This window comes from Spongiibacter sp. UBA1325, from assembly GCF_002306875.1.
Lineage (GTDB): Bacteria > Pseudomonadota > Gammaproteobacteria > Pseudomonadales > Spongiibacteraceae > Spongiibacter > Spongiibacter marinus.
This window is the reverse complement of record NZ_DBTD01000002.1, coordinates 46,776-68,590: the sequence shown is the minus strand read 5'-3', so window position 1 is coordinate 68,590 and position 21,815 is coordinate 46,776. Positions and strand designations below refer to the sequence as shown.

The window sequence follows — 21,815 nt, the reverse complement described above, 5'->3', positions numbered from 1 at the left end:
GACGTCAATGTTGAGGAATTATGGCCCGCACCTCCGCGATAAAATTGCTGCTTATCGGCTTCAATGACGACAATGCTGAAGACATCATCAGCACATTTCGCCGCGCCGGCAAGGTCGCCCATAGCAAGCTGATTAACGACGGCAAAGAGCTGCAGGAGCAACTCAGTGATAGCCACTGGGACTTAGCATTCTTCGATGCCGTGCACTCCAAATTATCGATTGCGCAGTGCGGCCAGATACTCAGACACGCCAACGTCGATCTGCCATTTATCTACCTCAGTGACGACGAAAACATCCCACTGCCCGACACTTCAGTCAGTTTGGTGTTGAGCAACCAAAACCGCGCGCGCCTGCTGTTTTTTGCGCAGCGAGAACTTGAAGCACTGGCAAGCCGCAGAGAGCTCGATGCCACCAAAGCGGCGTTGCTTGAAGAGCAGCAACGCAATGCACTGCTACTGGATTCGCACCAAGATGCGGTTTGCTATATCACTGACGGCATGATTATTTATGCCAATGCGCTGTTCTGTCAGCAAGTCGGCCACGACGACCTGGACGGTTTTCCTATCGTCGATTTGATTTGCAACAAAGATCAAGATCGCTTTAAAAACGCCCTAAAAAAGCAGCCAGGCAACAGTGACGGCAGCACGCTGGAAATTAGTTTTTTAAGTAGCGACGAGCAAGAGCTAAAAAGCTCGGTCACCTGCAATAACGCCAGCTACGACGGTGAGGCCTGTGTACAGCTAACCCTGCACGAAGCTGGCAGCGGCGCCGCCACCGGCCACCTCGACGCGACAACCGGGCTGGCAAATCGCAAGCACTTTGCACAACTACTGCAAGACTTCGTCGACGCGCAGCGAAACAGCAATAGCTCACTCATCGTGCTGCAACTCGATAACTTCGACAAGTTCCGGCGCGACTTAAATCTGCACAATACCGAAACACTAATTCAGGCCTTGAGCGAGCGTCTTCAAGCATTAATCCCGGCGCAGTACTACGGTCGCATCGCCGACGATCTGTTCGCAGTGATCGCCCACCATGTTCCCAGTCAACGGGCCTTAGAAACCAGCCAAGAAGCACTAAAGGCCATCGAGTCTGAGATTATTGAGGTAAAAAAACAGTCGCTGCAATGTCACTTTAGCGCAGCGATTATGCCCATTAATCACCTCACCACGCCCCACGCTGCGACGTTGCTTGACCAGTGTTTTGAGACGGTGCAAAGCATCGCGGCCAACGGTGGTAACGCTGCCGAAATTTATCACCGCGACCGCCAGCAGCTGCAGCGCAGTGATGAGATAAGCACACTTATTGAAGAGGCTTTCGCCGACCAGCGCCTGCAAATTCTGTTTCAACCCATTATTAATCTCAGCGATGCCGAGGGGGATTACTACGAAGCCTCGCTGGATATTAGAGATTGGCAAGAAGGCGAAGTGACCGCAGGGGAAATGCTGCGCGTTGTAGAGAAAGAGCCGAACAACAATAAGCTCGATCGATGGATTGTGGTTGAAACAACCAAGGTCTTGGCGAAAAAGCGCGCCGCTGGCGAGGATACAAAATTAACCATCAACCTCAGCGGCAATGTCTTTCACGATAGCGAGTTTTGCTCATGGCTGAGCGTCGCCATGAAAGCCGCCGGCCTTCCCGGTAGTGCGCTGATACTGCAGTTTAGCGAAGAGAGCATTGCCAGCTCGCTGAAGCCTGCTCTGGATTGCTGTCGCCAGTTGGAGTCGCTGGGAATTGGGCTAGCCGTGCGCAACTTCGGCCGCAGCCAAGACGGCAATAAATTCCTGGAACACATTAAGCCCGCGCTGATTAAACCCGGCGTGCGTAAAACCGACAGCCTGAGCGCCGATGAAATCAGAGAGATCATCCAGGGTGGTCGCCAACTGAATAGCCGCGTACTGATTCCCAACGTCAGCAGTGCCGCCAGCCTGGCCGTGCTGTGGCAACTCGGCCCTGACTTTATTCAGGGCAGTTATGTGCAAGACCCATCCACGGAGATGTCTTACGAATTTGCTGCCTTCGGTTGAGCGGAAGGGCTGCTTAGGCGGTCACTGATTCCCAGCAGGTACAATATGCTGTCTAAGCCGAGGGTAGAAATCGACTGTTTAGCGTTCTCGCGCACAATCGGCTTGGCGCGGAATGCGATCCCCAGGCCCGCAATGCTCAGCATGGGCAGGTCATTGGCACCGTCCCCCACCGCGATCACCTGCTCCATGTCGATACCTTCTCGCTGGGCAATTTCGCGCAGCAGTTCGGCCTTGCGTTGGCCATCAACCACTACCCCGCTGACCTCGCCGGTAACACGCCCCTCTTCAATTGCCAGCTCGTTGGCATAGACATAGTCAATGCCAAGACGCTTTTGTAGGTAGTGACCGAAGTAGGTAAAACCACCGGACAAAATGGCGGTTTTATAGCCCAGTTTCTTCAAGGTGGATACCAGACGTTCGGCACCCTCGGTGATTGGTAAACTCTCGGCAATACCCTCCAACACCGATTCATCCAAGCCTTTCAAAAGCGCGACCCGGGCAGCAAAGCTTTCTTTAAAATCGATCTCTCCGCGCATCGCGCGCTCGGTGATCTCCGCCACTTTTTCACCAACGCCGGCTGCGCTGGCCAGCTCATCAATCACCTCAGCTTCGATCAGCGTCGAATCCATATCAAAGGCGACCAGGCGACGCGTGCGGCGGAACATGCTGTCTTCCTGGTAGGCGATATCAATATCCATCTCGCTGGCGAGCGTAAGTAGCTCGCCGCGAAAATCGGATGCATCAGCCAAATTGCCTCGCACAGAGAGCTCCACCGACGCCTTCGACTGCTCGTCCACACCCTCCAGCGGCACCCGTCCAGACAAGCGGTCAATGCGGTCGATATTCAAACCATAGCGTGAAACGATCTCAGTGACGTGGGCGATATGCTGGGCGCTGATTTTACGCGCCAGCAAGGTCACAATGTGGCGCTGCTTGCCCTGCCCGGCTACCCACTGCTGATAACTGTCGGCACTCACTGGCAAGAATCGCACTTGCAGCCCCATTTCATGGCAGCGGAATAATACATCCTTGAGAATACTCGCCGCTTCCGTTCCCGAGGGCAGGGACACCAGCAGGCCCAGTGACAGCGTGTCGTGGATCACTGCCTGACCAATATCCAACACCGCCACATCGTGGTCAGCCAGAATACCGGTAATGGAACTGGTTACGCCGGGACGGTCGTCACCAGCAATATTGATCATGATAATTTCGTTCACACTGCCCCCTTGGTTTGGCGCTATTGTAGCGGGAGTGCCGCGCCTGCCCAAGCACTGCTGACAGCTGAGGTGACTTTCTGCCAGCGCTTTTGCACGAGATCTGAGGAAAATGCACTTTACCGGCTAACAGCCTTGTTATACTCCTGCCAGGCAACCACTCTCTCAGCGGATAAACAAACATGCTAAAACAGCTTCTGCGCCTACCCCTAGCGTCGAAATGCGGCCTTATCGCTGCGCTGATATGCGGTATTGCCGGCCTTACCCTGCTAATTACCAGCATGACCGCCAGCAAGCAGATCCTGCTAGAAACCACCCGCTTGATCGGCCAGCAGTGGACCAACCAACTTGCCTCCCAGAGCCAGCAAGCGCTGTTGCGCAATGACCGTGTCAGCCTGCAGGCCATATTGCAGGACTATATCGAAAGCCCGCTCATCGTGTACGGCAGCATTCAAAATGCGCGCGGCGAAGCCGTCGCGGAAGCCGGAACCTGGCGGGACGACCACCTGAACTACCAGTCAGCCGTCGCTGCAGACGGGCGTCTCGGGCAAGTCAAACTGTCGTTGAGCAGCGAGCTAATTGGCAATGAAATACGCGATCTCGGTAAAACGCTGTTATTGCTCACCGCCATCCTCTGCTGCTTGAGCTATGCGCTGATCGCCGTACCCATGCTCGGCATCGAGCGCCATTTGGATAGGGCCCGCGCGCGCCTTGCCCAACCGATCAAAGACGATGAGAGCCTCTACCCCGGCCAAGATGCACTCGGCGAGCTGCTAAATGAAATACATAATCCCCAGATTCGGCTGATGCAGGCCGGTGAAAAACGTTACCGCGACTACTACATACTGCACTGCCATTGGCAGGCCTATGACGACCTGAAAGAAAAAATGACCGCGGAACGCTTTGAGCAGCAGCTGCAGACGGCGTTTGCCCGCAGCGAGGCCATTGCTCGCCTCTACCACGGCGAACTCATACTGACTCGGCACAACGCCGTCACGCTGCGCTTCTTCCAATTGGACGGCTGCGACGCCCCACTGTTTCGCGCATTGTGCGCCGCAGAGCTACTCCACAAGCTGGACCGCAGTTTAAAAATTCGCCCGGGTATCGCCCGCGTCTGCAGCGAGGGCAGTGACTGGCACTGCCAGGCTGACGAATGTGCGGCTATTGACCGGCTGCATATCACCACCGCCGAAGGCGAAGGGATCTGGCTGGACAACAACTGCTGCAACCACGAGCGCCTCGATGCCTGGGCAAGCTGTCGAGGCAACCGCGTGGGAAGCCTCAAGTCGCCCTACAATGAGTTACTGGAGCGCCAGCACAGCCAGCTGAAGTCGCTCGACCTGGAGCAACTGCAGCGTCGCCCCAATGGCGGCGCTACTGCTCAGCACTAATCAGCTCAACGCCATCAACTTTCTGGAAGCCACGCGGCAATTTGTGGCCACGGCGACCGCGCTCACCCAAATAGTGCTCCAATTCCGAGAGTTTTAAAGACAGGTGGCGCTTGCCAGAGAGCACCTTAATGCTGTCGCGACTGCCCATTACCACCGTTGCCACCACATACTCTTCTCGGCTGGCGACGCGAGCGCCGGGAATGCCAATCAGCTTGTTGCCTTTGCCACGCGCCATAATCGGCAAATCAGTGACGGGGAAAACCAACATACGGCCCTCGCTACTGATCACCACGACAAAATGCTCTTCAAGCCCGGCAACCGCAACCGGCGACATCACCTGACCACCCTTAGGCAGGGTCAGGGTCGCTTTACCGGCTTTGTTTTTACTGTGTAAATCCCCCAGCTTGGCAACGAAGCCGTAACCCGCATCGGAGGCCAACAGGTAATAGCTGTCATCGCCCCCCATCATCATTCCGCAAAAGCTCACGCCCGACGGCGGGTTAATACGCCCAGTCAGGGGCTCCCCCTGTCCTCGAGCCGATGGCAGTGTGTGAGCGGCGACGCTGTAACTGCGCCCGGTGCTGTCCAAGATCAATACGGACTGGTTACTGCGCCCCCTCGCCGCCAAATTGAAACGGTCGCCCGACTTATAGCTAAGAGCAACAGGGTCAATATCGTGGCCTTTGGCCGCGCGAATCCAACCCATTTCCGACAAAACAATGGTTACTGGATCAGCGGAGACGATATCCTCTTCCGCAAAGGCCTTCGCCTCGTTACGCGCCACCAGCGGTGAACGGCGCTCGTCGCCATATTCTTCTGCCGCGGCCAATAGCTCTTTGCGCACCAGCGTTTTCATTCGACGGGTGGAGCCAAGCGTCTGCTCGAGCTGGTCCCGCTCGGCCGACAGCTCTTCCTGCTCGCCGCGAATTTTCATCTCCTCGAGCTTGGCCAAATGACGCAGTTTCAGCTCTAGGATGGCTTCGGCTTGCGTGTCACTTAAACCGAAGCGCTCCATAAGCACAGGCTTCGGTTTATCCTCTTCACGGATAATGGCAATGACCTCATCGATATTGAGGAACGCGACCAATAAACCATCGAGAATATGCAAACGCTTGAGAACTTTATCGAGACGGAATTCCAAACGCCGGCGAGTGGTATTAGTCCGAAATTCCAGCCACTCTCCGAGAATACGATCCAGGCTCTTTACCTGCGGCCGGCCATCAATGCCGATCATATTCATGTTGACCCGATAACTGCGCTCCAGGTCCGTGGTGGCGAACAGATGGTTCATTAGCGCTTCGGTATTCACTCGGTTAGAGCGCGGCACGATCACCAGCCGAGTCGGATTTTCGTGATCGGACTCATCGCGCAAGTCGACCACCATTGGCAATTTCTTGGCCTGCATTTGTTGGGCAATTTGCTCCAACACCTTGGAGCCTGAGGTCTGGTGAGGCAACGCCGTAATAACGATGTCGTCGTGCTCCTCCTGCCACACCGCCCGCATTCTCAAGGAGCCGCGCCCGGTCTCATAGATTTTTCGAATTTCGTCAGCGGGGGTAATCAGCTCGGCATCGGTAGGAAAATCCGGGCCCTTCACGTGCTCACAGAGTTCGGCAACGGTGGCCTTGGGCGCATCGAGTAGATGAATGCAGGCACTCACCACTTCCCGAAGATTGTGAGGGGGGATGTCGGTGGCCATTCCCACCGCGATACCGGTGGTACCGTTCAGCAAAATATTGGGCACCCGTGCGGGCAGCATGGCAGGCTCATCAAGCGCGCCGTCAAAATTCGGCACCCAATCTACTGTGCCCTGCCCCAACTCGCTCAGCATGACTTCGGCGTAGCGCGTTAACTTGGATTCGGTATAGCGCATCGCCGCAAACGATTTGGGGTCATCGGGAGAACCCCAGTTCCCCTGACCGTCAATCAGCGGATAACGGTAAGAGAAGTCCTGAGACATGAGCACCATGGCCTCATAGACCGCACTATCGCCATGGGGGTGGAATTTACCGATAACATCGCCAACGGTGCGCGCCGACTTCTTGTATTTTGCGCTGGCCTTTAATCCCAGCTCACTCATCGCATAGACAATTCGGCGCTGAACAGGCTTTAAGCCATCGGCAATATTCGGCAGCGCGCGATCAAGAATTACGTACATGGAGTAATCCAAATACGCCTTCTCGGTATAAGATTTTAATGGGATCTGCTCAACGCCATCGGCGCCGATCACGATATTGTCAGACATAGATTTAGCCAGTTCCTCAAATGTTCAGCATTCCCGCAGAATGCCCCATACGTGTAATTACGAAGCGCTTACACCGCGGTGCCGTCATATACTTTTGCCATGTCACAAGAGGATTGCGAAATGGCAATGTCAAAAGTAGTCACGCTGTCAGAGTATCGAGAAAACACTCAGCAGATGCAGATCGACGACATTAGCGCACAGGCGTTCTTGTTTCTACAGGAACAAGCCTCAGAGAACAACGTTCCAATGCGAAAACTCCTCATGGAGCACCTGCTAGGGATCGCATGCGTGGTGAAAGCGGTGGAAGGCCATGACGAAGCCCAAAACTGGTTGGCACTGATCAGCGCCGAGCTAGACGAAGAACTCGCACACTAAACTCACGCCGCTTAGTCGGCGCGGGTTTTCGTCAACCCACAGCGCTCACACTTATAAACACTCACCAACCGTCCCTGCTTTACATCAAACTGCGTACGCTTTCCCACCTTCCACTTATGGTGGCCTTCCCGGCACAGGCTGCTTTGTTTGCGCGGCTTGCGTGGCGCAAATTTAACGACCTCTCCCATATTCTCGAACTCCTTTCTTGTTTTTCTACCCTAAGCCCTCATCAGCACTTATTATACGCGGCAAATGCTCTAGCGAGCCGTGGCATTGATGATTGCAGGGGGATGTATGGAAATCGATACTAATTGTGTGGTGGCCTTCCACTATGAACTGCGCGACAGCAGCGGCAGTGTATTGGAAAGTAATTTTGGCGAGACGCCAACCCTCTATTTACACGGTGCGAACAATATTATTCCCGGCCTGGAAAAAGCCTTCAGCAAACGCCAAGCCGGCGATGACTTTGAAATCACACTTCCGCCCGAGCAAGCCTACGGCGTAGTGCAAGAGGGTAAACAGCAACGCATTCCTGCCAAGTATTTGAAGCACGAAGGTAAATTACGTGCGGGCCAAATCGTGCGTTTCAATACTGACCAGGGCAGCCGTAGCGCTACCGTAGTAAAGGTGGGCAAATTCTCCGTCGACGTGGACACCAACCACCCACTGGCGGGTAAAACCCTTACCTTTACCATTCATATCGACTCAGTGCGCGCCGCCACCGCGGAGGAGCGTGAGCACGGTCACGCTCATGGTGAGGGCGGACACCAACACTGACGGCGTCGGTTCCGCGCAGCTTAGCGCCCTACGCTCTCATCAATAAAATCCAGAAGGCGCTGCCGCGTGGCAGCGCGATGAAAACTTTCAATGTGACCGCCGTCGTATACGTAAAGTGACTTTGGCGGTTTGGCTTGTTCATGTAACTGCTGCGCATGATGCAGAGCAATCACCGGGTCGCGTCGGCCGTGAATAATCAGCACCGGCGCTGACGGTAGCGATAACAGGGCATCGATGGGATCAAAACCCGATGGCATGGCCCAGCCAACCGGCCACTGCAACAACCAGGTAAGGGGGCTCTTAGCAGCCTGCTCTCTCGCCACAGCAGAATAGCGAGTAAAGCCGGCATCGAGCACCAGCCCGGCAATATGCCCCGTAAGCGCCTCGGCCTCTCGCGCAGTCGCGGCAGCCATCAGGCTTGCCCCTAAGCTCTGCCCCAGTCCAAACAAGGGCCAATCCCCCTGCTCAGCCAACAACCACTGCCAGCTTGCGCGTACATCTTCTACCGCCGCCGCCACACTGGGCACCCCCTCGGATTTACCGAAGCCGCGATAGTCAATTAACAGAACATTGACGCCCTCTTTCGGCAACCAATACACACTCGCCAAGTGGGTGCTGATATTCTCGGCATTACCGTGGCTGAATAACAGCGTTGCGCGGGGCTGCTCAGCTGGCAGCCACCAGCCGTGGAGCGCTGTATTTCCGACAGGGATTCGCACATCCTGATACACAAGGCCGACATCTTCCGGCGTGCGCAGCAACTGCTGCTGAGGAAAAAATAACAGCGCCTCGCAGCCACTTAATAAAACAACGGCGAGACACAACGCCGCCGCACGGCCTAAAAATGCTGACGCCATGATAGCGCTACTCCGTGAGAATGCCCCCAAGGCTGGTCTCGATAGTCGATACTCAAGCGCAAACTGCTATCGGCAGACCATGCATAATTCCCGCTGAGTTTAAGGACCTTCCTTTCTCCGGCGCCGGAGAAGTCCTGCCACTGGCCTGCTATCTCGGCGGAATACTTGGCTCCTTGCCAAAGCTGGCCAATATTGATGCCAGGCGCCAACCGCCAGTCCTCGCGAAAATCCGCGTTATATTCAAAACGCAATGCCGGCATCAGGTAGGCCACGCCTTTCATCACTGGCCAGGTCCCGCCGCCGCTGGCATTAATCTGCGCAACAAGCGGCTGACTGGGGGCATCATCCAAGCGCTCCAACCCCAGCTGAACCTGCCAGCTGATCGGTGAAAAGAACTCTCCCCGAGGAGACAAGGAACGGATATCGACGAGGTCGAAGCGTTGCAAGCGCACGCCTTCCTGATCCTGCCACCGCAACGCCAAGTTGCCCATTACCAAGCTGGCTCCCTCAGGATAGCCCGCCATAGCATCCAGGGCATCGTGATAACTAATCCGCCAATTCAGATCGACATACTCCAACGCCTCGTTTCCCGCAGGCCCCTGCTCGGAAAATTCTCGGTAACCCACGCCCAAGCCGAACATTGACGTTCTGTGCCCACGCTCCGGTCGCGGCGGCGTGCTGACTACCGGCGCGCTAAAGCCCCCAGGCTTACGCGCACCACGGAGTAAACGAAGACTCCGCGCCGCCATTTCAGTGGTTCGCGGAGCCGTGTTCAGTCGATAACGCAAGTATCGATAAGCGGCCAGGTAGGTTGCTCGCTGAGCGTCGGCATCCAAGCCGGTATCCGCTAAGTCTTCCCTTTCGCCGTCGGCCAGTTGCCGAACCCAGACTCTTTGCTCGGCACTGAGAGCCGCCGTTAAGGTATCTAACTCCAGCCGCTTTGACGGCCGGTAATCAATCTGACCGACCAATCCAGCGTCAACCACTTCGCGCACCGTGTCCACTGGCATTGCGGCATATTCGAAGGGGCTCGTTAGATCCAGGCCGGGACGCGCAACTTCCAATAGCTCCAACAAGCGATAGGAACAGTTTTCGTCAAAGAAAAAATAGTCGAAGTTAACATTGCGCAACTCCCACACATGACTGAGTAAACGCTCTATTTCTTCATCCGCTAATGTCAGCCGATACTCCCACATATCGCGATTTTCCAGGCGGGTATATTCCTGAATCTTTTGATAGTAGGGCTGCATGCTGAACAGCCCTGGGTAGCCACCAAATAAGCCCCGGTAGGCGTAGAGCAAATCGTTCTCACCGGGGGGGATATTCGCGCCGAAATTTAACGCATACGAGAGGAAATCGCTGTCGCCGCGCTCACCCGCAGGGTCCAATCGCAAAAAGGTATGTCCATACATCGATGAGGGGCTGTTCAAATAACTTGAGGCGAGCACTAAAACAACCGCGTCCACATTAAGCTTGTCACGCCATTGCCGATATTCGTCGCAGTGCTGAGCGGCCGGTGCCAACAGCTTTTTTTCGACCAGCCACTGCTCTCGCGCTGGATAGCGGCATCGCAACGACGGCTCCGCTGAAAACGCCGCAAGCGTTTCTGTTAGTTCTGCAAGTGGACTACTCCGGCCAGTCTCAGCCAGAAAAAACCGCGGGTCGTCGACATAGCTCGGGCCTGTCGATGACTTTGGGAAGTGCAGCAACGCGCGCCACTGTGGCTCCGCGGCATACGCCTGCAGCGACTCCATCGTGGCCGCAAACAACGCTGAGCTGGCGCACATACCCAGCAATATAGTCAGAGCTTGTTTTAGCTTCGCTCTCATATTTTATTTCTTCCATAAACACAAAACGGCCCCTCGGGGCCGTTAAGGTAACGCTAATGCCAAGCAATTAGGAAACGTACTTCGCCAGCTGCTTATCCTGCTTCATCAATTCCACAATAGAATTCATCACAGATTCCGCATTCACGTCAGCCGAGGGGAACAGGCTGTCGAAATTATTATGCAGTGTGGTTTTAAATACTGCGCGATCTTCCTCGGCAATGCCAAAAGACACAGCAACAGCCGTCAGGGCCTCACCTTCGCCGCGAGCGACGTCTTCAGAAAACTCGTCCATGATCTGACCGACGTTCACCATCGACTTACCGCCATATGTCAGCGTGCCGTCGGCTGAACAACCGTTGGTGCCAGAGGTCATACCGAAAGTCGCATTACCGGAGGTACCATTAGTCCATGAAGCCAGGAAGTGAGATGCCAGTCCAGACTGGCCTGAGAATAGCATATTCCCCCAACCGCAATTTGGGCCACCCGGCGCGACAGCGAAACTTGCACTAGATGCCGCCAAAAAAGCCGTTGCCATCATTACTTTTTTCATAGGATTTCCTCTTGTTGTTGTTTGCATTCCATCAAACTGCACGTCGAGGTTATCACAGCTTTCAAGCTTGTCTAGCGGCAATCTCTGCTATGTCACACTATATAAAAATGACTTTATCTCACGCATAAAAAAACCCCACCGGGGTGGGGTTTCGTTCACAGCGAGAGCACTTATTCCGCTTCGGGAGCGGCGGCCTCTTCTGCTTCAACTTCTTTCATAGAAAGTTTAATGCGACCACGCTGATCGACATCCAGGACTTTAACTTTAACTTCCTGACCTTCTTTCAAGTAGTCGCTGACATTCTCAACACGCTCTTCCGAGATTTGCGAGATATGTACCAGACCATCCTTGCCGGGCAGGATATTAACAAAGGCCCCGAAGTCGACGATACGCGCGACAGTGCCAACATACGTTTCACCGACTTCAGCCTCTGCAGTAATAGCAAGAATGCGCTCCACTGCAGCATCGCGAGATGCAGCGTCAGAACCGTAAACACGCACGGTGCCATCATCTTCAATATCGATTTGCGCTTCAGTCTCTTCGCAAATACCGCGAATAGTTGCGCCGCCTTTACCGATAATGTCGCGAATCTTGTCAGAGTCGACCTTCATCACGTGCATGCTGGGGGCATTGTCCGACACGCCGTCGCGAGATACCGACAGCACCTGATTCATCTGACCCAAGATGTGCAAGCGCGCTTGTTGCGCTTGCTCCAGCGCGACTTCCATGATCTTTTGCGTGATGCCTTCGATCTTGATGTCCATCTGCAATGCAGTAACACCGTCGGCTGTACCGGCAACTTTAAAGTCCATATCACCGAGGTGATCCTCATCACCCAGGATATCGGTCAGTACCGCGAAGCGCTCACCTTCTTTAACCAGACCCATGGCAATACCAGCAACGGGCGCTTTCAGCGGCACACCGGCATCCATCAGAGACAGGCTGCCAACGCACACTGAGGCCATGGAGCTAGAACCATTGGATTCAGTAATTTCAGACACCACGCGAATGGTGTAAGGGAATTCTTCAGCCGTGGGCAATACCGCAGCCAAACCACGACGAGCCAAGCGGCCGTGACCGATTTCGCGGCGGCCTGTGCCACCCATGCGACCACACTCGCCCACCGAGTAAGGAGGGAAGTTGTAGTGCAGCATGAAGTTGTCTTTACGCTCGCCTTCCAGGGCATCGATGAGCTGTGCGTCACGAGTGGTACCCAGCGTCGCAACACCAATGGCCTGAGTTTCACCACGAGTGAAAAGGGCAGAACCGTGGGCCTTGTTCAGCATGCCCACTTCTACGCTAATGGGTCGCACAGTGCGGCCATCGCGACCGTCGATGCGTGGCTCGCCATTGAGGATACGCTGACGAACAATTTGCTTTTCCAGCTTACCGAATACTGCTTTCACGTCTTCAGCATCAAACTCGGCGTCATCACCAGAAGCCAGCTGCTCAACGGCTTGGTCGCGCAGCTCGCCCACTTTGGCGTAGCGCTCCATTTTGTCGGTAATGCGGTAGGCCTCACCCAAACCACCTTTAAAGCCATCGGCAACAGCGGCCATCAGCGCGGTGTTCTCGGGCTCAGGCTGCCAGTCCCAAGTGGGCTTGCCCGCTTCAGCGGCCAGCTCTTTAATCACTTTAACGGCGGCTTGCATTTCCTGGTGGGCGTACAATACCGCACCCAGCATTTGATCTTCGCTCAGCTCTTGCGCTTCTGATTCAACCATCAGAACGGCGTCTTCAGTGCCCGCAACAACCATGTCCAGCAGGCTTGTGCTCAGCTGGCTGTAGCTCGGGTTGAGGATATAGCCATCTTCTGCGGTGAAGCCCACGCGAGCTGCACCGATAGGGCCAGCAAAAGGAACACCCGATACCGCCAGCGCGGCCGACGTACCGATCAGTGCCGCGATATCCGGGTCAACGTCTTTCTCAGACGACATGACGGTACAAACAACCTGCACCTCATTTTTAAACCCATTGGGGAATAACGGACGAATCGGACGGTCGATCAAACGCGACGTCAGCGTTTCTTTCTCAGAGGGACGACCTTCGCGCTTGAAGAAACCACCGGGGATTTTACCGACGGAGTAAGCACGCTCTTGGTAATGCACAGACAAGGGGAAAAAGTCCTGACCGGGCTTGGCAGTCTTTGCTGCAACCACGGTACACAGAACTTGAGTTTGCTCGATGGTGACGAGCACCGCGCCACTTGCCTGACGGGCAACGCGGCCGGTTTCCAATGTAACGGTTTGACCGCCCCACTGGAACGTTTTAGAAACGGGATTCACGAATTATTTCCTCCCTAAACAGGGGTTACAAAAAGTATGAGGGGGCCTGCGGCCCCCTCACTTATTCTTCTTTTAGCGACGCAGACCCAAACTTTTAATCAGTTTGCTGTAACGCTCTTGGTCTTTGCGTTTCAGGTAGTCCAGCAATTTACGACGCTGGTTTACCATGCGGATCAAACCACGGCGAGAGTGGTGATCCTTTTTGTGGCCTTCAAAGTGACCCTGCAACTTGTTGATGTTTACCGTCAACAGTGCAACTTGCACTTCTGGCGAACCAGTGTCGCCTTCGGCAGTTTGGTACTGTTTTACAACTTCAGCTTTTTCTGCGGCAGATAGTGCCATAATAATTTCCTCTTACTGATATGCGTGAATAAGCAAGCCTGACCGTGCATATCTACAGACAGGTTTGGAAACCCTTCGGGCCTCGTCAAACTTTACAACCGGCCTCACGCAATACATCGCGAAAACCAGCGGCGTATTATCACATATTTGCCAGCAAACGACGAGGCGTAATGCGCCCGTCGGCCAACAATTCACCCAAGCCCATAAAAACCGGGCCAGATGGCGTGGTTTCGTATAAGCGAAACAACTCCCCGGCAGGCAACTGCGGCACAAATACCGCCTGACCGTTGCGCAAAAACCCAGCGGCGACCTCACCGAGCCGCGCCGCCGGGATATGGGTCAAGGCGGTGTCCAAGGGCAGCAACAAGGCGTCAAGCTCGTCAAATGCCTCCCGGTCACGCAGTGGCTGCAGCGCTTCGAAATCCAAGGCCTGAGACTCGTCGAAGGGCCCTGCCTGCACACGCCGGAGGGCGGAAACATAGCCGCCTACCGTCAGCGCCGCGCCAATGTCTTCGGCGAGTGAGCGAATATAGGTGCCCTTGCTACAGTGAACCAACAGGTCGACCTCAGCACGCGTGCCGGGCCGAAATCCCTCAAGCTCGAGGCGGCTGATGGTAACAGGGCGCGCCTCACGCTCAACTTCAACGCCTTTACGCGCCAGCTCATAGAGCGGTTTGCCGTCTTTTTTGAGGGCGGAGTGCATTGGCGGCACCTGCAGAATCTCTCCACGAAATTCCGGCAGCGCTGCCTCGACGTCGGCCTCAGAAAGACAGCTGGCATCGGTAACGGCAACGACCTCACCCTCGGCATCGCCAGTGCTGCGCTGCTCGCCGAGCACAACCGTAGTGCGATAAACCTTGTCAGCATCGAGGAGGTATTGGGAAAACTTCGTCGCCTCACCAAAGCAAATCGGCAAAACGCCGCTGGCTAGCGGGTCGAGTGCCCCGGTATGGCCGGCTTTTGCTGCCTTGTAGATCGCTCGAGCCACAATCATGGCAGAGTTAGAGCTGCGCTCCAGCGGCTTATCCAACACAAGGATGCCGCTAACTGCGCGGCCTTTTCGACGACGCCCCAAGCTCAGGCCTCGTCGTCGTTATCGGCCTGGCGGCTGCGATCGGAGTCGACGGCCTGCTGAATGAGCGAACTCAGACGCTGGCCTCGATCAATAGAAGAGTCGTAGAAGAACCGCAACTGCGGCGTTGTACGAGCATTATTTACCTTGGCAACATGGCTGCGCAAAAAACCTGCAGCCTTGTTGAGCGCCGCTAATGACTCAGCGGCTTCCTCGGCATTGTCTTTACCCATGACCGTCACGAAAATTTTCGCATGACTCAAATCACGGCTCACTTCAGCGTCCGTGACACTCACCATACCAATGCGTGGGTCGCGAAGTTCAAGCTGGATCAAACTGCCCAGCTCTCGCTTCAAAAAGTCGGCGATGCGGGCGGTACGACTAAATTCTTTCATTAGCGTGCCTCCCGCTCTTGCAATGCCTTACAGTGACCGGGCAATTTCTTTCACCTCGAACACTTCGATCTTGTCGCCGGGACGAACGTCTTTGTAGTTCTTAACGCCGATACCGCACTCAAGACCGTTCTTCACTTCGTTCGCATCGTCTTTAAAGCGACGCAGGGACTCAAGCTCACCCTCGTATATCACCACATCGTCGCGCAGAACGCGGATCGGCTTGCTGCGATAAACCGTACCCTCGACGACCATACAGCCGGCGATGTCACCAAACTTCGGCGAACGGAATACGTCACGCACTTCGGCAATACCCACAATTTCTTCGCGCATTTCTGGGCTGAGCATACCGCTCAATGCCGACTTCACATCGTCGATCAAATCATAGATAACGCTGTAGTAGCGCAGGTCGATACCTTCGCTTTCTGCCAACTTCCGCGCACTGCCGTCAGCACGTACGTTAAAGCCAAACATCACCGACTCGGAGGTCATCGCCAGATTCACGTCAGACTCAGTGATACCGCCTACACCGCCGGTCACAATATTGACGTTTACTTCGTCATTACCAAGATCCAGCAATGACGCCTGGATAGCCTCGAGCGAACCGCGCACATCGGCTTTTAGCACGACGTTCAGAGTCTTGCGATCACCGGCTTCCATGCTTTCAAACATGCGATCCAGTTTGGCAGCTTGTTGACGCTTGATACGCTGCTCGCGCTCGCGCACCTGACGGAAGTCAGCCACTTCACGCGCCCGGCGATCATTTTCAACCACCACAAAACCGTCACCCGCTTCAGGCGTACCATCCAAGCCGAGAATCTCGACGGGGATCGATGGCCCGGCTTGCTTAACCGGCTTACCGTTCTCGTCCAGCATCGCCCGAACACGGCCATAGCACTGACCGGCCAGAACAATATCGCCTTGCTTGAGCTGGCCTTGTTGCACCAGCACAGAGGCCACGGCACCGCGACCTTTATCAAGGCGTGACTCAATCACCATACCCTGAGCAGGAATATCGTCAGCGGCTTTAAGCTCTAGCAGTTCAGCTTGCAGCAGCACGGCGTCCAGCAGGGCATCAATGCCCTCACCGCTGTGTGCAGACACATAGCAGAACTGTGTATCACCGCCCCACTCTTCAGAGATAACCTCTTTCTGAGAGAGTTCGGTTTTCACCCGCTCGGGATCGGCGCCCTCTTTGTCCATTTTGTTAACCGCAACTACCAGCGGCACTTCGGCTGCACGAGCGTGGGCAATTGCCTCTTCAGTTTGCGGCATAACACCATCGTCAGCCGCAACTACCAAGATAACAATGTCGGTACTTTTCGCACCGCGGGCACGCATTGCCGTAAAGGCCGCGTGTCCAGGAGTATCGAGGAAAGTGATCATGCCGTGACCAGTTTCCACATGGTAGGCACCAATGTGCTGGGTAATGCCACCCGCCTCGCCGCTAGCCACTTTTGCCTTGCGAATATAGTCCAGCAGAGACGTTTTACCGTGGTCAACGTGACCCATTACGGTCACTACCGGCGCACGCGTCTTCAGGGTGCCCTCACCCGTCTGAGCAACCAGCGTTTCTTCCAACGCCTCTTCCACGGCATCTTCAGAAACGATCTTGGCCTTATGGCCCATTTCTTCGACAACGAGTTGCGCCGTTTCCTGATCCAGAGGCTGATTAATGGTCACCATCATGCCCATTTTCATCAGCTCTTTAATTACTTCAGCCGCTTTCACCTTCATTTGCCCCGCCAGCTCACTGGCGGTGCTGGTTTCACCGATCGACACCTCGTAGGTGATCTTCTCAGTGGGCGCCTGGAAGGCGTGGCGCTGCTGATCTTCTGGCAGCTTGAGCGTTTTCTTCTTGCGGCGACCCGCTCCGCGATCATTATCAAAATCGTCGCGACGACCTTTGCCTTTTTTGCCTTTTTTGCCCTTGCCGCGATCGTCATTATCGCTGCTTGGCGCGGCCCGCAAATGACGGGGACCGGCTGATTTCTTCTGCTCAGTTTCAACGCGTTCTTTGCGCTTGCGCTCACGCTCTTCTTCTTCGCGCTTTTTCTCCGCTAAGACAGCAGCACGACGCTCTTTCTCGCGCTCTTCCTCTTCTTTACGGCGCAGGATTGCACGCTGACGCAGGATTTCCGGGTCGATATCACGAGGGTCTTCTTCAACAACCTCTTCGACGTATTCGTCCTGAACAGGGGCGGCCGCCACCTCAGGCTCCGCTTCCGGCTCGGGCTCCGCTTCCGCCGCGGGCTCTTCTACCACTGGCTCTGGCTCGGGCTCAGCTTCCGGTTCGGGCTCAGGCTCGGGTTCCGCCACGGGTGCAGGCTCTGCCGCCTCGACAACCTCAGTTTCTTGAGGTGCTGCGGTTTCGGGCACCTCAGCTGCAGGCGCTTCTTCTTTGACTTCCGGCTCAGCAGCAACCTCGACAGGCGCTTCAGTGGCTGCAGCTTCCGCTTGCTCAGCTTCAGCAGCCAGACGCGCCGCTTCCTCGGCCTCTGCGGCCAGCTCAGCAGGGTCGCGTTTTACATACGTCCGCTTCTTGCGCACTTCGATGTTGACAGTTTTCTTGCCCGCACCTGAACCTGTTTTTAGCGTACTGATGGTCTTACGCTTCAAGGTAATTTTACGCGGCCCCTCGGTGGACTCACCGTGGCTGCGCTTTAGAAAGGTCAGCAGAGTTTGCTTGTCTTCGTCGGACACCTTTTGTTCCGCCGAGCTGTGCGACAAACCGGCCTCTTTCATCTGCCTAAGTAGACGCTCTACTGGTGCGCCAACAACTTCGGCAAGCTGGCTCACGGTAACTTCAGCCATTCATTATCTCCCTAAACTGTACGACTCGCTTAGCTTGCTGATTCGTCTTCGTCGGCAAACCAGGGGGCACGGGCAGTCATAATCAGCTCAGCAGCCCGCTCTTCAGTCATATCTTCAATATCGAGAAGATCTTCAACAGCTTGTTCAGCCAGATCTTCCATCGTCACAATGCCACGGCTGGCGAGGATGAAGGCCAGGTGTTTCTCCATGCCATCCATCGTCAACAGGTCTTCAGCCGGCTCAGCAGCATCCAGTTGTTCTTCACTTGCAATTGCCTGAGTCAGCAGCGCATCTTTGGCTCGTGCGCGCAATTCCTGAGCAATTTCTTCGTCAAAACCTTCGATCGCCATCATCTCTTCAAGCGGAACGTAGGCCACCTCTTCAAGGGTGGTAAAGCCTTCTTCCACAAGAACTTCGGCAACATCTTCGCCGACGTCCAGGCTCTCCATGAAAGATTCGATAATCTGACCAGATTCCTGCTCGTGCTTCTCAGCCATCTCATCAACGCTCATTACGTTGATCGTCCAACCCGTCAGCTCACTAGCCAGTCGAACATTCTGTCCGGCACGACCGATGGCCTGCGCCAGGTTATCCTCGGCAACACCCACATCCATGGTATTGGTATCTTCGTCGACGACGATCGACTCAACTTCAGCCGGTGCCATCGCGTTGATTACCAGCTGCGCTGGGTTGTCGTCCCACAGGATAATGTCAACACGCTCATTGCCGAGCTCACCCGATACGGCTTGCACACGCGAACCACGCATACCGACACATGCACCAACCGGGTCGATGCGACCGTCGTTAGTCTTAACGGCGATCTTCGCGCGAGAACCGGGGTCACGAGCAGCAGAGCGGATTTCGATCACATCTTCAGAAACTTCTGGCACTTCAATTTTGAAGAGTTCGATCAGCATTTCCGGGCATGCACGGCTGAGGAACAGCTGCGGGCCTCGCGCTTCCGGGCGTACGTCTTGCAGAATGGCGCGCACACGGTCATTGATGCGAAAAACTTCCCGCCCCACCAATTCTTCTCGTGGCAGAAGGGCCTCGGCGTTGTTACCAAGGTCAACAATAATGCTGTCACGGGTGACTTTTTTCACCGTGCCATTAATCAGCTCACCGACGCGACCGGCGTATTCTTCAACAACCTGCGCTCGTTCGGCCTCGCGCACTTTTTGCACGATAACCTGCTTGGCTGTCTGCGCAGCAATTCGGCCAAAGCCGACGTTTTCAATTTGCTCTTCATATACATCGCCAGCCTTAAGGCTCGGGTCACACTCGTGAGCCTCTTCGAGCGTAAACTGCGTGCCGAGCAATGCCATTTCATCATCAGGCATTACTTCCCAGCGACGGAAGGTCTCGTAATCACCGGTGACCCGATCAATTACAACACGGATATCCGAGTCTTCTTCATAGCGCTTCTTCGTCGCAGTGGCCAAAGCCTGTTCCATCGCCTCGAAGATGATGTCCTTAGACACCCCCTTCTCGTTGGATACTGCTTCAACTACCAGCAATATTTCTTTACTCATCGTCCGCCTCTATTCCGTAGCCGGCTGTTATAGTTAATTGCCCGTCAGAAACTCGGGACAATCTGTGCTCTGTCAATTTGCTCGAATGGCAACAAGTACTCGTGACCATCAAGCTGAATAACAACTTCATCACCCTCAATCGCTACCAAGCGACCTTGGAATTTGCGCCGCCCTTCAAAGGCGATGCGCAAGCGAATATTAATATCGCTGCCAATATACTCAGCGTACTGTTCTAAGCGATACAAGGGGCGGTCCATACCCGGCGAAGACACCTCAAGCGTGTACTCACCAGTAATCGGATCCTCGACATCCAAAACACCGCTCACCTGATGACTGACCTTGGCGCAATCATCAACAGAAATACCGGCCTCTGCATCAATATAAATGCGAAGCATGCTGCGCTTTGCGTGGGACTGGTATTCAATCCCCCACAAATCAAACCCCAGGGCTTCGATGCCCGGCCTTAGCATTTCTTCTAGCTTGTCGCGCTGTGCTGACAAATTAATTACCCACCAATAAAAAATGGGCCCAAGGCCCACCATCGAAATTTCCTGTCGACCATCGCAAACTACACCGCGACGATACGAAAAAGCCCCTACGTAAGGGGCTTTTAAAAACTTCTATAAAAGCAGATGAGTCGCCCTACGCACCCGATGACGGAAACTCTCGCCGCCACCAGAACTGACCTGCTCCAAGGAGGCGAAATTATAGACAGTCGCCCGAACCAGGTCAAGATAAACACAGGCAAATACCCACATACAGGCGCACGATCATGGCGACAACGGGGCATAAAAAAAGGGAGCTGCCTTGCAACTCCCTTTTCGGTATTTGGTGCCGAAGGCGGGACTTGAACCCGCACGAGCTATGCTCACTACCCCCTCAAGATAGCGTGTCTACCAATTCCACCACTTCGGCTTTATTACTACTTACTGCCCCTGGGGCATGTCACTGTCGCTCATCGCCGGCATGTCCGACGCAGCCGCCTCAGGGAGGTCACCCTCAGGCACTGGAGCCACTTCGCGACTCTCCTCCAGAACAGGTACATCGATGATATCTTCACCAACGACACTGCGCTGCTTGGCCACATAAGCCAACGACAAACTGGTTACAAAGAACAGTGTTGCCAGGATCGCGGTCGCGCGGGTCAGCACATTACCACTACCATCGCTGCCAAACAACGTCTGCGATGCGCCTGCACCAAAAGACGCCCCCATATCGGCACCTTTACCCTGCTGAACAAGGATCAAACCGATAATGGCCAGCGCAGCCAAAACATGTACAACTAATATAATTTGTTCCATTTACTCCGCCGCCCGACATATTGCGGAAAATTCCTGCGCATTCAACGATGCGCCACCGACCAAGCCACCATCGATATCAGCCTGGCTAAATAACTCAGCAGCATTCGCCGCTTTTACACTGCCGCCATAAAGAATTCTCATCTCATTTGAGAGATTGGCATCTTTTTCGGCAAACACGCTGCGAATAAACGCATGCACTTGTTGCGCCTGCTCCGGGGTGGCGGTCTTACCTGTACCAATTGCCCACACCGGCTCGTAAGCCACTATCAAGGAACCCAAGTCTGCTACTGACAGTTGATCCCAAAGCGCATTCAGCTGACGCGCAACCACTTCTAGGGTTTGCCCGGCTTCGCGCTCAGACTCCGATTCCCCGACACACAGCACCGGCGTTAAGCCTACATCGAGAGCGCGCTTAACCTTTGTAACGACAAGCGCGTCACTTTCACCATAAAGCGCCCTGCGCTCAGAGTGCCCGGCAATCACATAGCGACAACCGACATCGGCCAACATGGCTGCCGACACCTCACCCGTGTATGCACCTTCACCGGCGTATTCACAGACATTCTGGGCACCAACGGCAACCGGACTTCCCTTGAGCACCTTAATCGCGTCGTTGATATAAACCGCGCTGGGGAAAACGGCGATATCAACGCTTGGCTCAGAGGGTAATTCAGCTTTTAGGGCAGTCAGCAACTCACCGATAGCCGCACGATCTCCGTGCATTTTCCAATTACCTGCTACCAGTTTGCTCCGCATAGCACTTCCCTTAGCGCAAAATGGGCGCCAATCTTACATAAACTTATACACACATA

The 21,815-nt window shown here is 54.8% G+C and carries 19 protein-coding genes and 1 tRNA gene; 4 read left to right on the top strand and 16 right to left on the bottom strand.

Going from position 1 to position 21,815, the window contains the following annotated elements; genetic code table 11:
* Positions 1 to 20 precede the first annotated feature (20 nt).
* Positions 21 to 2,027 carry a sensor domain-containing phosphodiesterase gene (locus B3K78_RS00855; RefSeq protein WP_286693944.1) on the top strand — a complete coding sequence of 669 codons (2,007 nt, stop codon included), beginning with the start codon at positions 21 to 23 and terminating at the stop codon, positions 2,025 to 2,027.
* Here B3K78_RS00855 and serB read toward each other — a convergent pair.
* On the bottom strand, positions 2,003 to 3,244 hold the full coding sequence (gene serB, locus B3K78_RS00850) for a phosphoserine phosphatase SerB (protein ID WP_027874138.1): 1,242 nt from the start codon (positions 3,242 to 3,244) through the stop codon (positions 2,003 to 2,005). The genes B3K78_RS00855 and serB overlap by 25 nt on opposite strands.
* A gap of 179 nt (positions 3,245 to 3,423) precedes the next feature.
* On the opposite strand from serB, the gene B3K78_RS00845 reads away from it, so the two are divergent.
* Positions 3,424 to 4,632, top strand: coding sequence for a hypothetical protein (locus tag B3K78_RS00845; protein ID WP_204996165.1), 1,209 nt, complete (start codon positions 3,424 to 3,426; stop codon positions 4,630 to 4,632).
* Here B3K78_RS00845 and parC read toward each other — a convergent pair.
* Entirely contained in the window at positions 4,616 to 6,877 is a 2,262-nt protein-coding gene (gene parC, locus B3K78_RS00840) for a DNA topoisomerase IV subunit A (RefSeq protein WP_204996164.1), read from the bottom strand. The two genes, B3K78_RS00845 and parC, sit on opposite strands and share 17 nt — an antisense overlap.
* Positions 6,878 to 6,997: 120 nt before the next feature.
* Between parC and B3K78_RS00835 the strand changes: the two genes are divergently transcribed.
* Positions 6,998 to 7,252, top strand: coding sequence for a hypothetical protein (locus B3K78_RS00835; protein ID WP_027874141.1), 255 nt, complete (start codon positions 6,998 to 7,000; stop codon positions 7,250 to 7,252).
* Positions 7,253 to 7,263: 11 nt separating this feature from the next.
* On the opposite strand, the gene B3K78_RS00830 is transcribed toward B3K78_RS00835, so the two are convergent.
* The gene (locus B3K78_RS00830; protein WP_286693943.1) at positions 7,264 to 7,440 is read right to left on the bottom strand and encodes a hypothetical protein; all 177 of its coding nucleotides are present in this window, start codon (positions 7,438 to 7,440) and stop codon (positions 7,264 to 7,266) included.
* Positions 7,441 to 7,546: 106 nt separating this feature from the next.
* Between B3K78_RS00830 and B3K78_RS00825 the strand changes: the two genes are divergently transcribed.
* Complete coding sequence (locus tag B3K78_RS00825) at positions 7,547 to 8,029, top strand: FKBP-type peptidyl-prolyl cis-trans isomerase (RefSeq protein WP_286693942.1); 483 nt, start codon at positions 7,547 to 7,549, stop codon at positions 8,027 to 8,029.
* 20 nt (positions 8,030 to 8,049) lie between these two features.
* Here B3K78_RS00825 and B3K78_RS00820 read toward each other — a convergent pair whose 3' ends face one another.
* From B3K78_RS00820 to tpiA, 13 genes are all read right to left on the bottom strand, one after another.
* Positions 8,050 to 8,886, bottom strand: coding sequence for an alpha/beta hydrolase (locus tag B3K78_RS00820; RefSeq protein WP_286693941.1), 837 nt, complete (start codon positions 8,884 to 8,886; stop codon positions 8,050 to 8,052).
* On the bottom strand, positions 8,868 to 10,715 hold the full coding sequence (locus tag B3K78_RS00815) for an Lnb N-terminal periplasmic domain-containing protein (RefSeq protein WP_286693940.1): 1,848 nt from the start codon (positions 10,713 to 10,715) through the stop codon (positions 8,868 to 8,870). Before B3K78_RS00815 ends, B3K78_RS00820 begins: the two co-directional genes overlap by 19 nt.
* A gap of 67 nt (positions 10,716 to 10,782) precedes the next feature.
* On the bottom strand, positions 10,783 to 11,265 hold the full coding sequence (locus B3K78_RS00810; protein ID WP_027874144.1) for a DUF3015 domain-containing protein: 483 nt from the start codon (positions 11,263 to 11,265) through the stop codon (positions 10,783 to 10,785).
* Positions 11,266 to 11,435: 170 nt separating this feature from the next.
* Positions 11,436 to 13,550 carry a polyribonucleotide nucleotidyltransferase gene (gene pnp / locus B3K78_RS00805; RefSeq protein ID WP_286693939.1) on the bottom strand — a complete coding sequence of 705 codons (2,115 nt, stop codon included), beginning with the start codon at positions 13,548 to 13,550 and terminating at the stop codon, positions 11,436 to 11,438.
* A 72-nt stretch (positions 13,551 to 13,622) separates the two neighbouring features.
* Positions 13,623 to 13,892, bottom strand: a complete 270-nt coding sequence (gene rpsO / locus B3K78_RS00800; RefSeq protein WP_027874146.1) for a 30S ribosomal protein S15 — start codon at positions 13,890 to 13,892, stop codon at positions 13,623 to 13,625.
* Positions 13,893 to 14,031: 139 nt separating this feature from the next.
* Positions 14,032 to 14,967 (bottom strand): tRNA pseudouridine(55) synthase TruB, encoded by a 936-nt coding sequence (truB, locus tag B3K78_RS00795; protein ID WP_286693938.1) that lies wholly within the window; start codon positions 14,965 to 14,967, stop codon positions 14,032 to 14,034.
* A gap of 2 nt (positions 14,968 to 14,969) precedes the next feature.
* Positions 14,970 to 15,359 (bottom strand): 30S ribosome-binding factor RbfA, encoded by a 390-nt coding sequence (gene rbfA / locus B3K78_RS00790; RefSeq protein WP_036256379.1) that lies wholly within the window; start codon positions 15,357 to 15,359, stop codon positions 14,970 to 14,972.
* A 27-nt stretch (positions 15,360 to 15,386) separates the two neighbouring features.
* Positions 15,387 to 18,170 carry a translation initiation factor IF-2 gene (gene infB, locus B3K78_RS00785; protein WP_286693937.1) on the bottom strand — a complete coding sequence of 928 codons (2,784 nt, stop codon included), beginning with the start codon at positions 18,168 to 18,170 and terminating at the stop codon, positions 15,387 to 15,389.
* Between the two features lie 29 nt (positions 18,171 to 18,199).
* Positions 18,200 to 19,702, bottom strand: a complete 1,503-nt coding sequence (nusA, locus tag B3K78_RS00780) for a transcription termination factor NusA (RefSeq protein ID WP_204996156.1) — start codon at positions 19,700 to 19,702, stop codon at positions 18,200 to 18,202.
* 44 nt (positions 19,703 to 19,746) lie between these two features.
* Positions 19,747 to 20,202, bottom strand: a complete 456-nt coding sequence (gene rimP, locus B3K78_RS00775) for a ribosome maturation factor RimP (protein WP_204996155.1) — start codon at positions 20,200 to 20,202, stop codon at positions 19,747 to 19,749.
* Between the two features lie 329 nt (positions 20,203 to 20,531).
* A tRNA-Leu gene (locus B3K78_RS00770) sits at positions 20,532 to 20,617 on the bottom strand.
* Between the two features lie 11 nt (positions 20,618 to 20,628).
* The gene (gene secG, locus B3K78_RS00765) at positions 20,629 to 21,003 is read right to left on the bottom strand and encodes a preprotein translocase subunit SecG (RefSeq protein ID WP_204996153.1); all 375 of its coding nucleotides are present in this window, start codon (positions 21,001 to 21,003) and stop codon (positions 20,629 to 20,631) included.
* Positions 21,004 to 21,759: a triose-phosphate isomerase gene (gene tpiA / locus B3K78_RS00760; protein WP_286693936.1), complete on the bottom strand. Its 756-nt coding sequence runs from the start codon at positions 21,757 to 21,759 to the stop codon at positions 21,004 to 21,006.
* Positions 21,760 to 21,815: the final 56 nt, after the last annotated feature.

What these genes read in the sequence shown, in the direction of transcription:
- B3K78_RS00855 (WP_286693944.1), top strand. Translation starts at nt 21, where the DNA reads ATGGCCCGCACCTCCGCGATAAAATTGCTGCTTATCGGCTTCAATGAC.
- B3K78_RS00845 (WP_204996165.1), top strand. Translation starts at nt 3,424, where the DNA reads ATGCTAAAACAGCTTCTGCGCCTACCCCTAGCGTCGAAATGCGGCCTT.
- parC (WP_204996164.1), bottom strand. Translation starts at nt 6,877, where the DNA reads ATGTCTGACAATATCGTGATCGGCGCCGATGGCGTTGAGCAGATCCCA.
- B3K78_RS00835 (WP_027874141.1), top strand. Translation starts at nt 6,998, where the DNA reads ATGGCAATGTCAAAAGTAGTCACGCTGTCAGAGTATCGAGAAAACACT.
- B3K78_RS00830 (WP_286693943.1), bottom strand. Translation starts at nt 7,440, where the DNA reads ATGGGAGAGGTCGTTAAATTTGCGCCACGCAAGCCGCGCAAACAAAGC.
- B3K78_RS00825 (WP_286693942.1), top strand. Translation starts at nt 7,547, where the DNA reads ATGGAAATCGATACTAATTGTGTGGTGGCCTTCCACTATGAACTGCGC.
- B3K78_RS00820 (WP_286693941.1), bottom strand. Translation starts at nt 8,886, where the DNA reads ATGGCGTCAGCATTTTTAGGCCGTGCGGCGGCGTTGTGTCTCGCCGTT.
- B3K78_RS00815 (WP_286693940.1), bottom strand. Translation starts at nt 10,715, where the DNA reads ATGAGAGCGAAGCTAAAACAAGCTCTGACTATATTGCTGGGTATGTGC.
- B3K78_RS00810 (WP_027874144.1), bottom strand. Translation starts at nt 11,265, where the DNA reads ATGAAAAAAGTAATGATGGCAACGGCTTTTTTGGCGGCATCTAGTGCA.
- rpsO (WP_027874146.1), bottom strand. Translation starts at nt 13,892, where the DNA reads ATGGCACTATCTGCCGCAGAAAAAGCTGAAGTTGTAAAACAGTACCAA.
- rbfA (WP_036256379.1), bottom strand. Translation starts at nt 15,359, where the DNA reads ATGAAAGAATTTAGTCGTACCGCCCGCATCGCCGACTTTTTGAAGCGA.
- infB (WP_286693937.1), bottom strand. Translation starts at nt 18,170, where the DNA reads ATGGCTGAAGTTACCGTGAGCCAGCTTGCCGAAGTTGTTGGCGCACCA.
- nusA (WP_204996156.1), bottom strand. Translation starts at nt 19,702, where the DNA reads ATGAGTAAAGAAATATTGCTGGTAGTTGAAGCAGTATCCAACGAGAAG.
- secG (WP_204996153.1), bottom strand. Translation starts at nt 21,003, where the DNA reads ATGGAACAAATTATATTAGTTGTACATGTTTTGGCTGCGCTGGCCATT.
- tpiA (WP_286693936.1), bottom strand. Translation starts at nt 21,759, where the DNA reads ATGCGGAGCAAACTGGTAGCAGGTAATTGGAAAATGCACGGAGATCGT.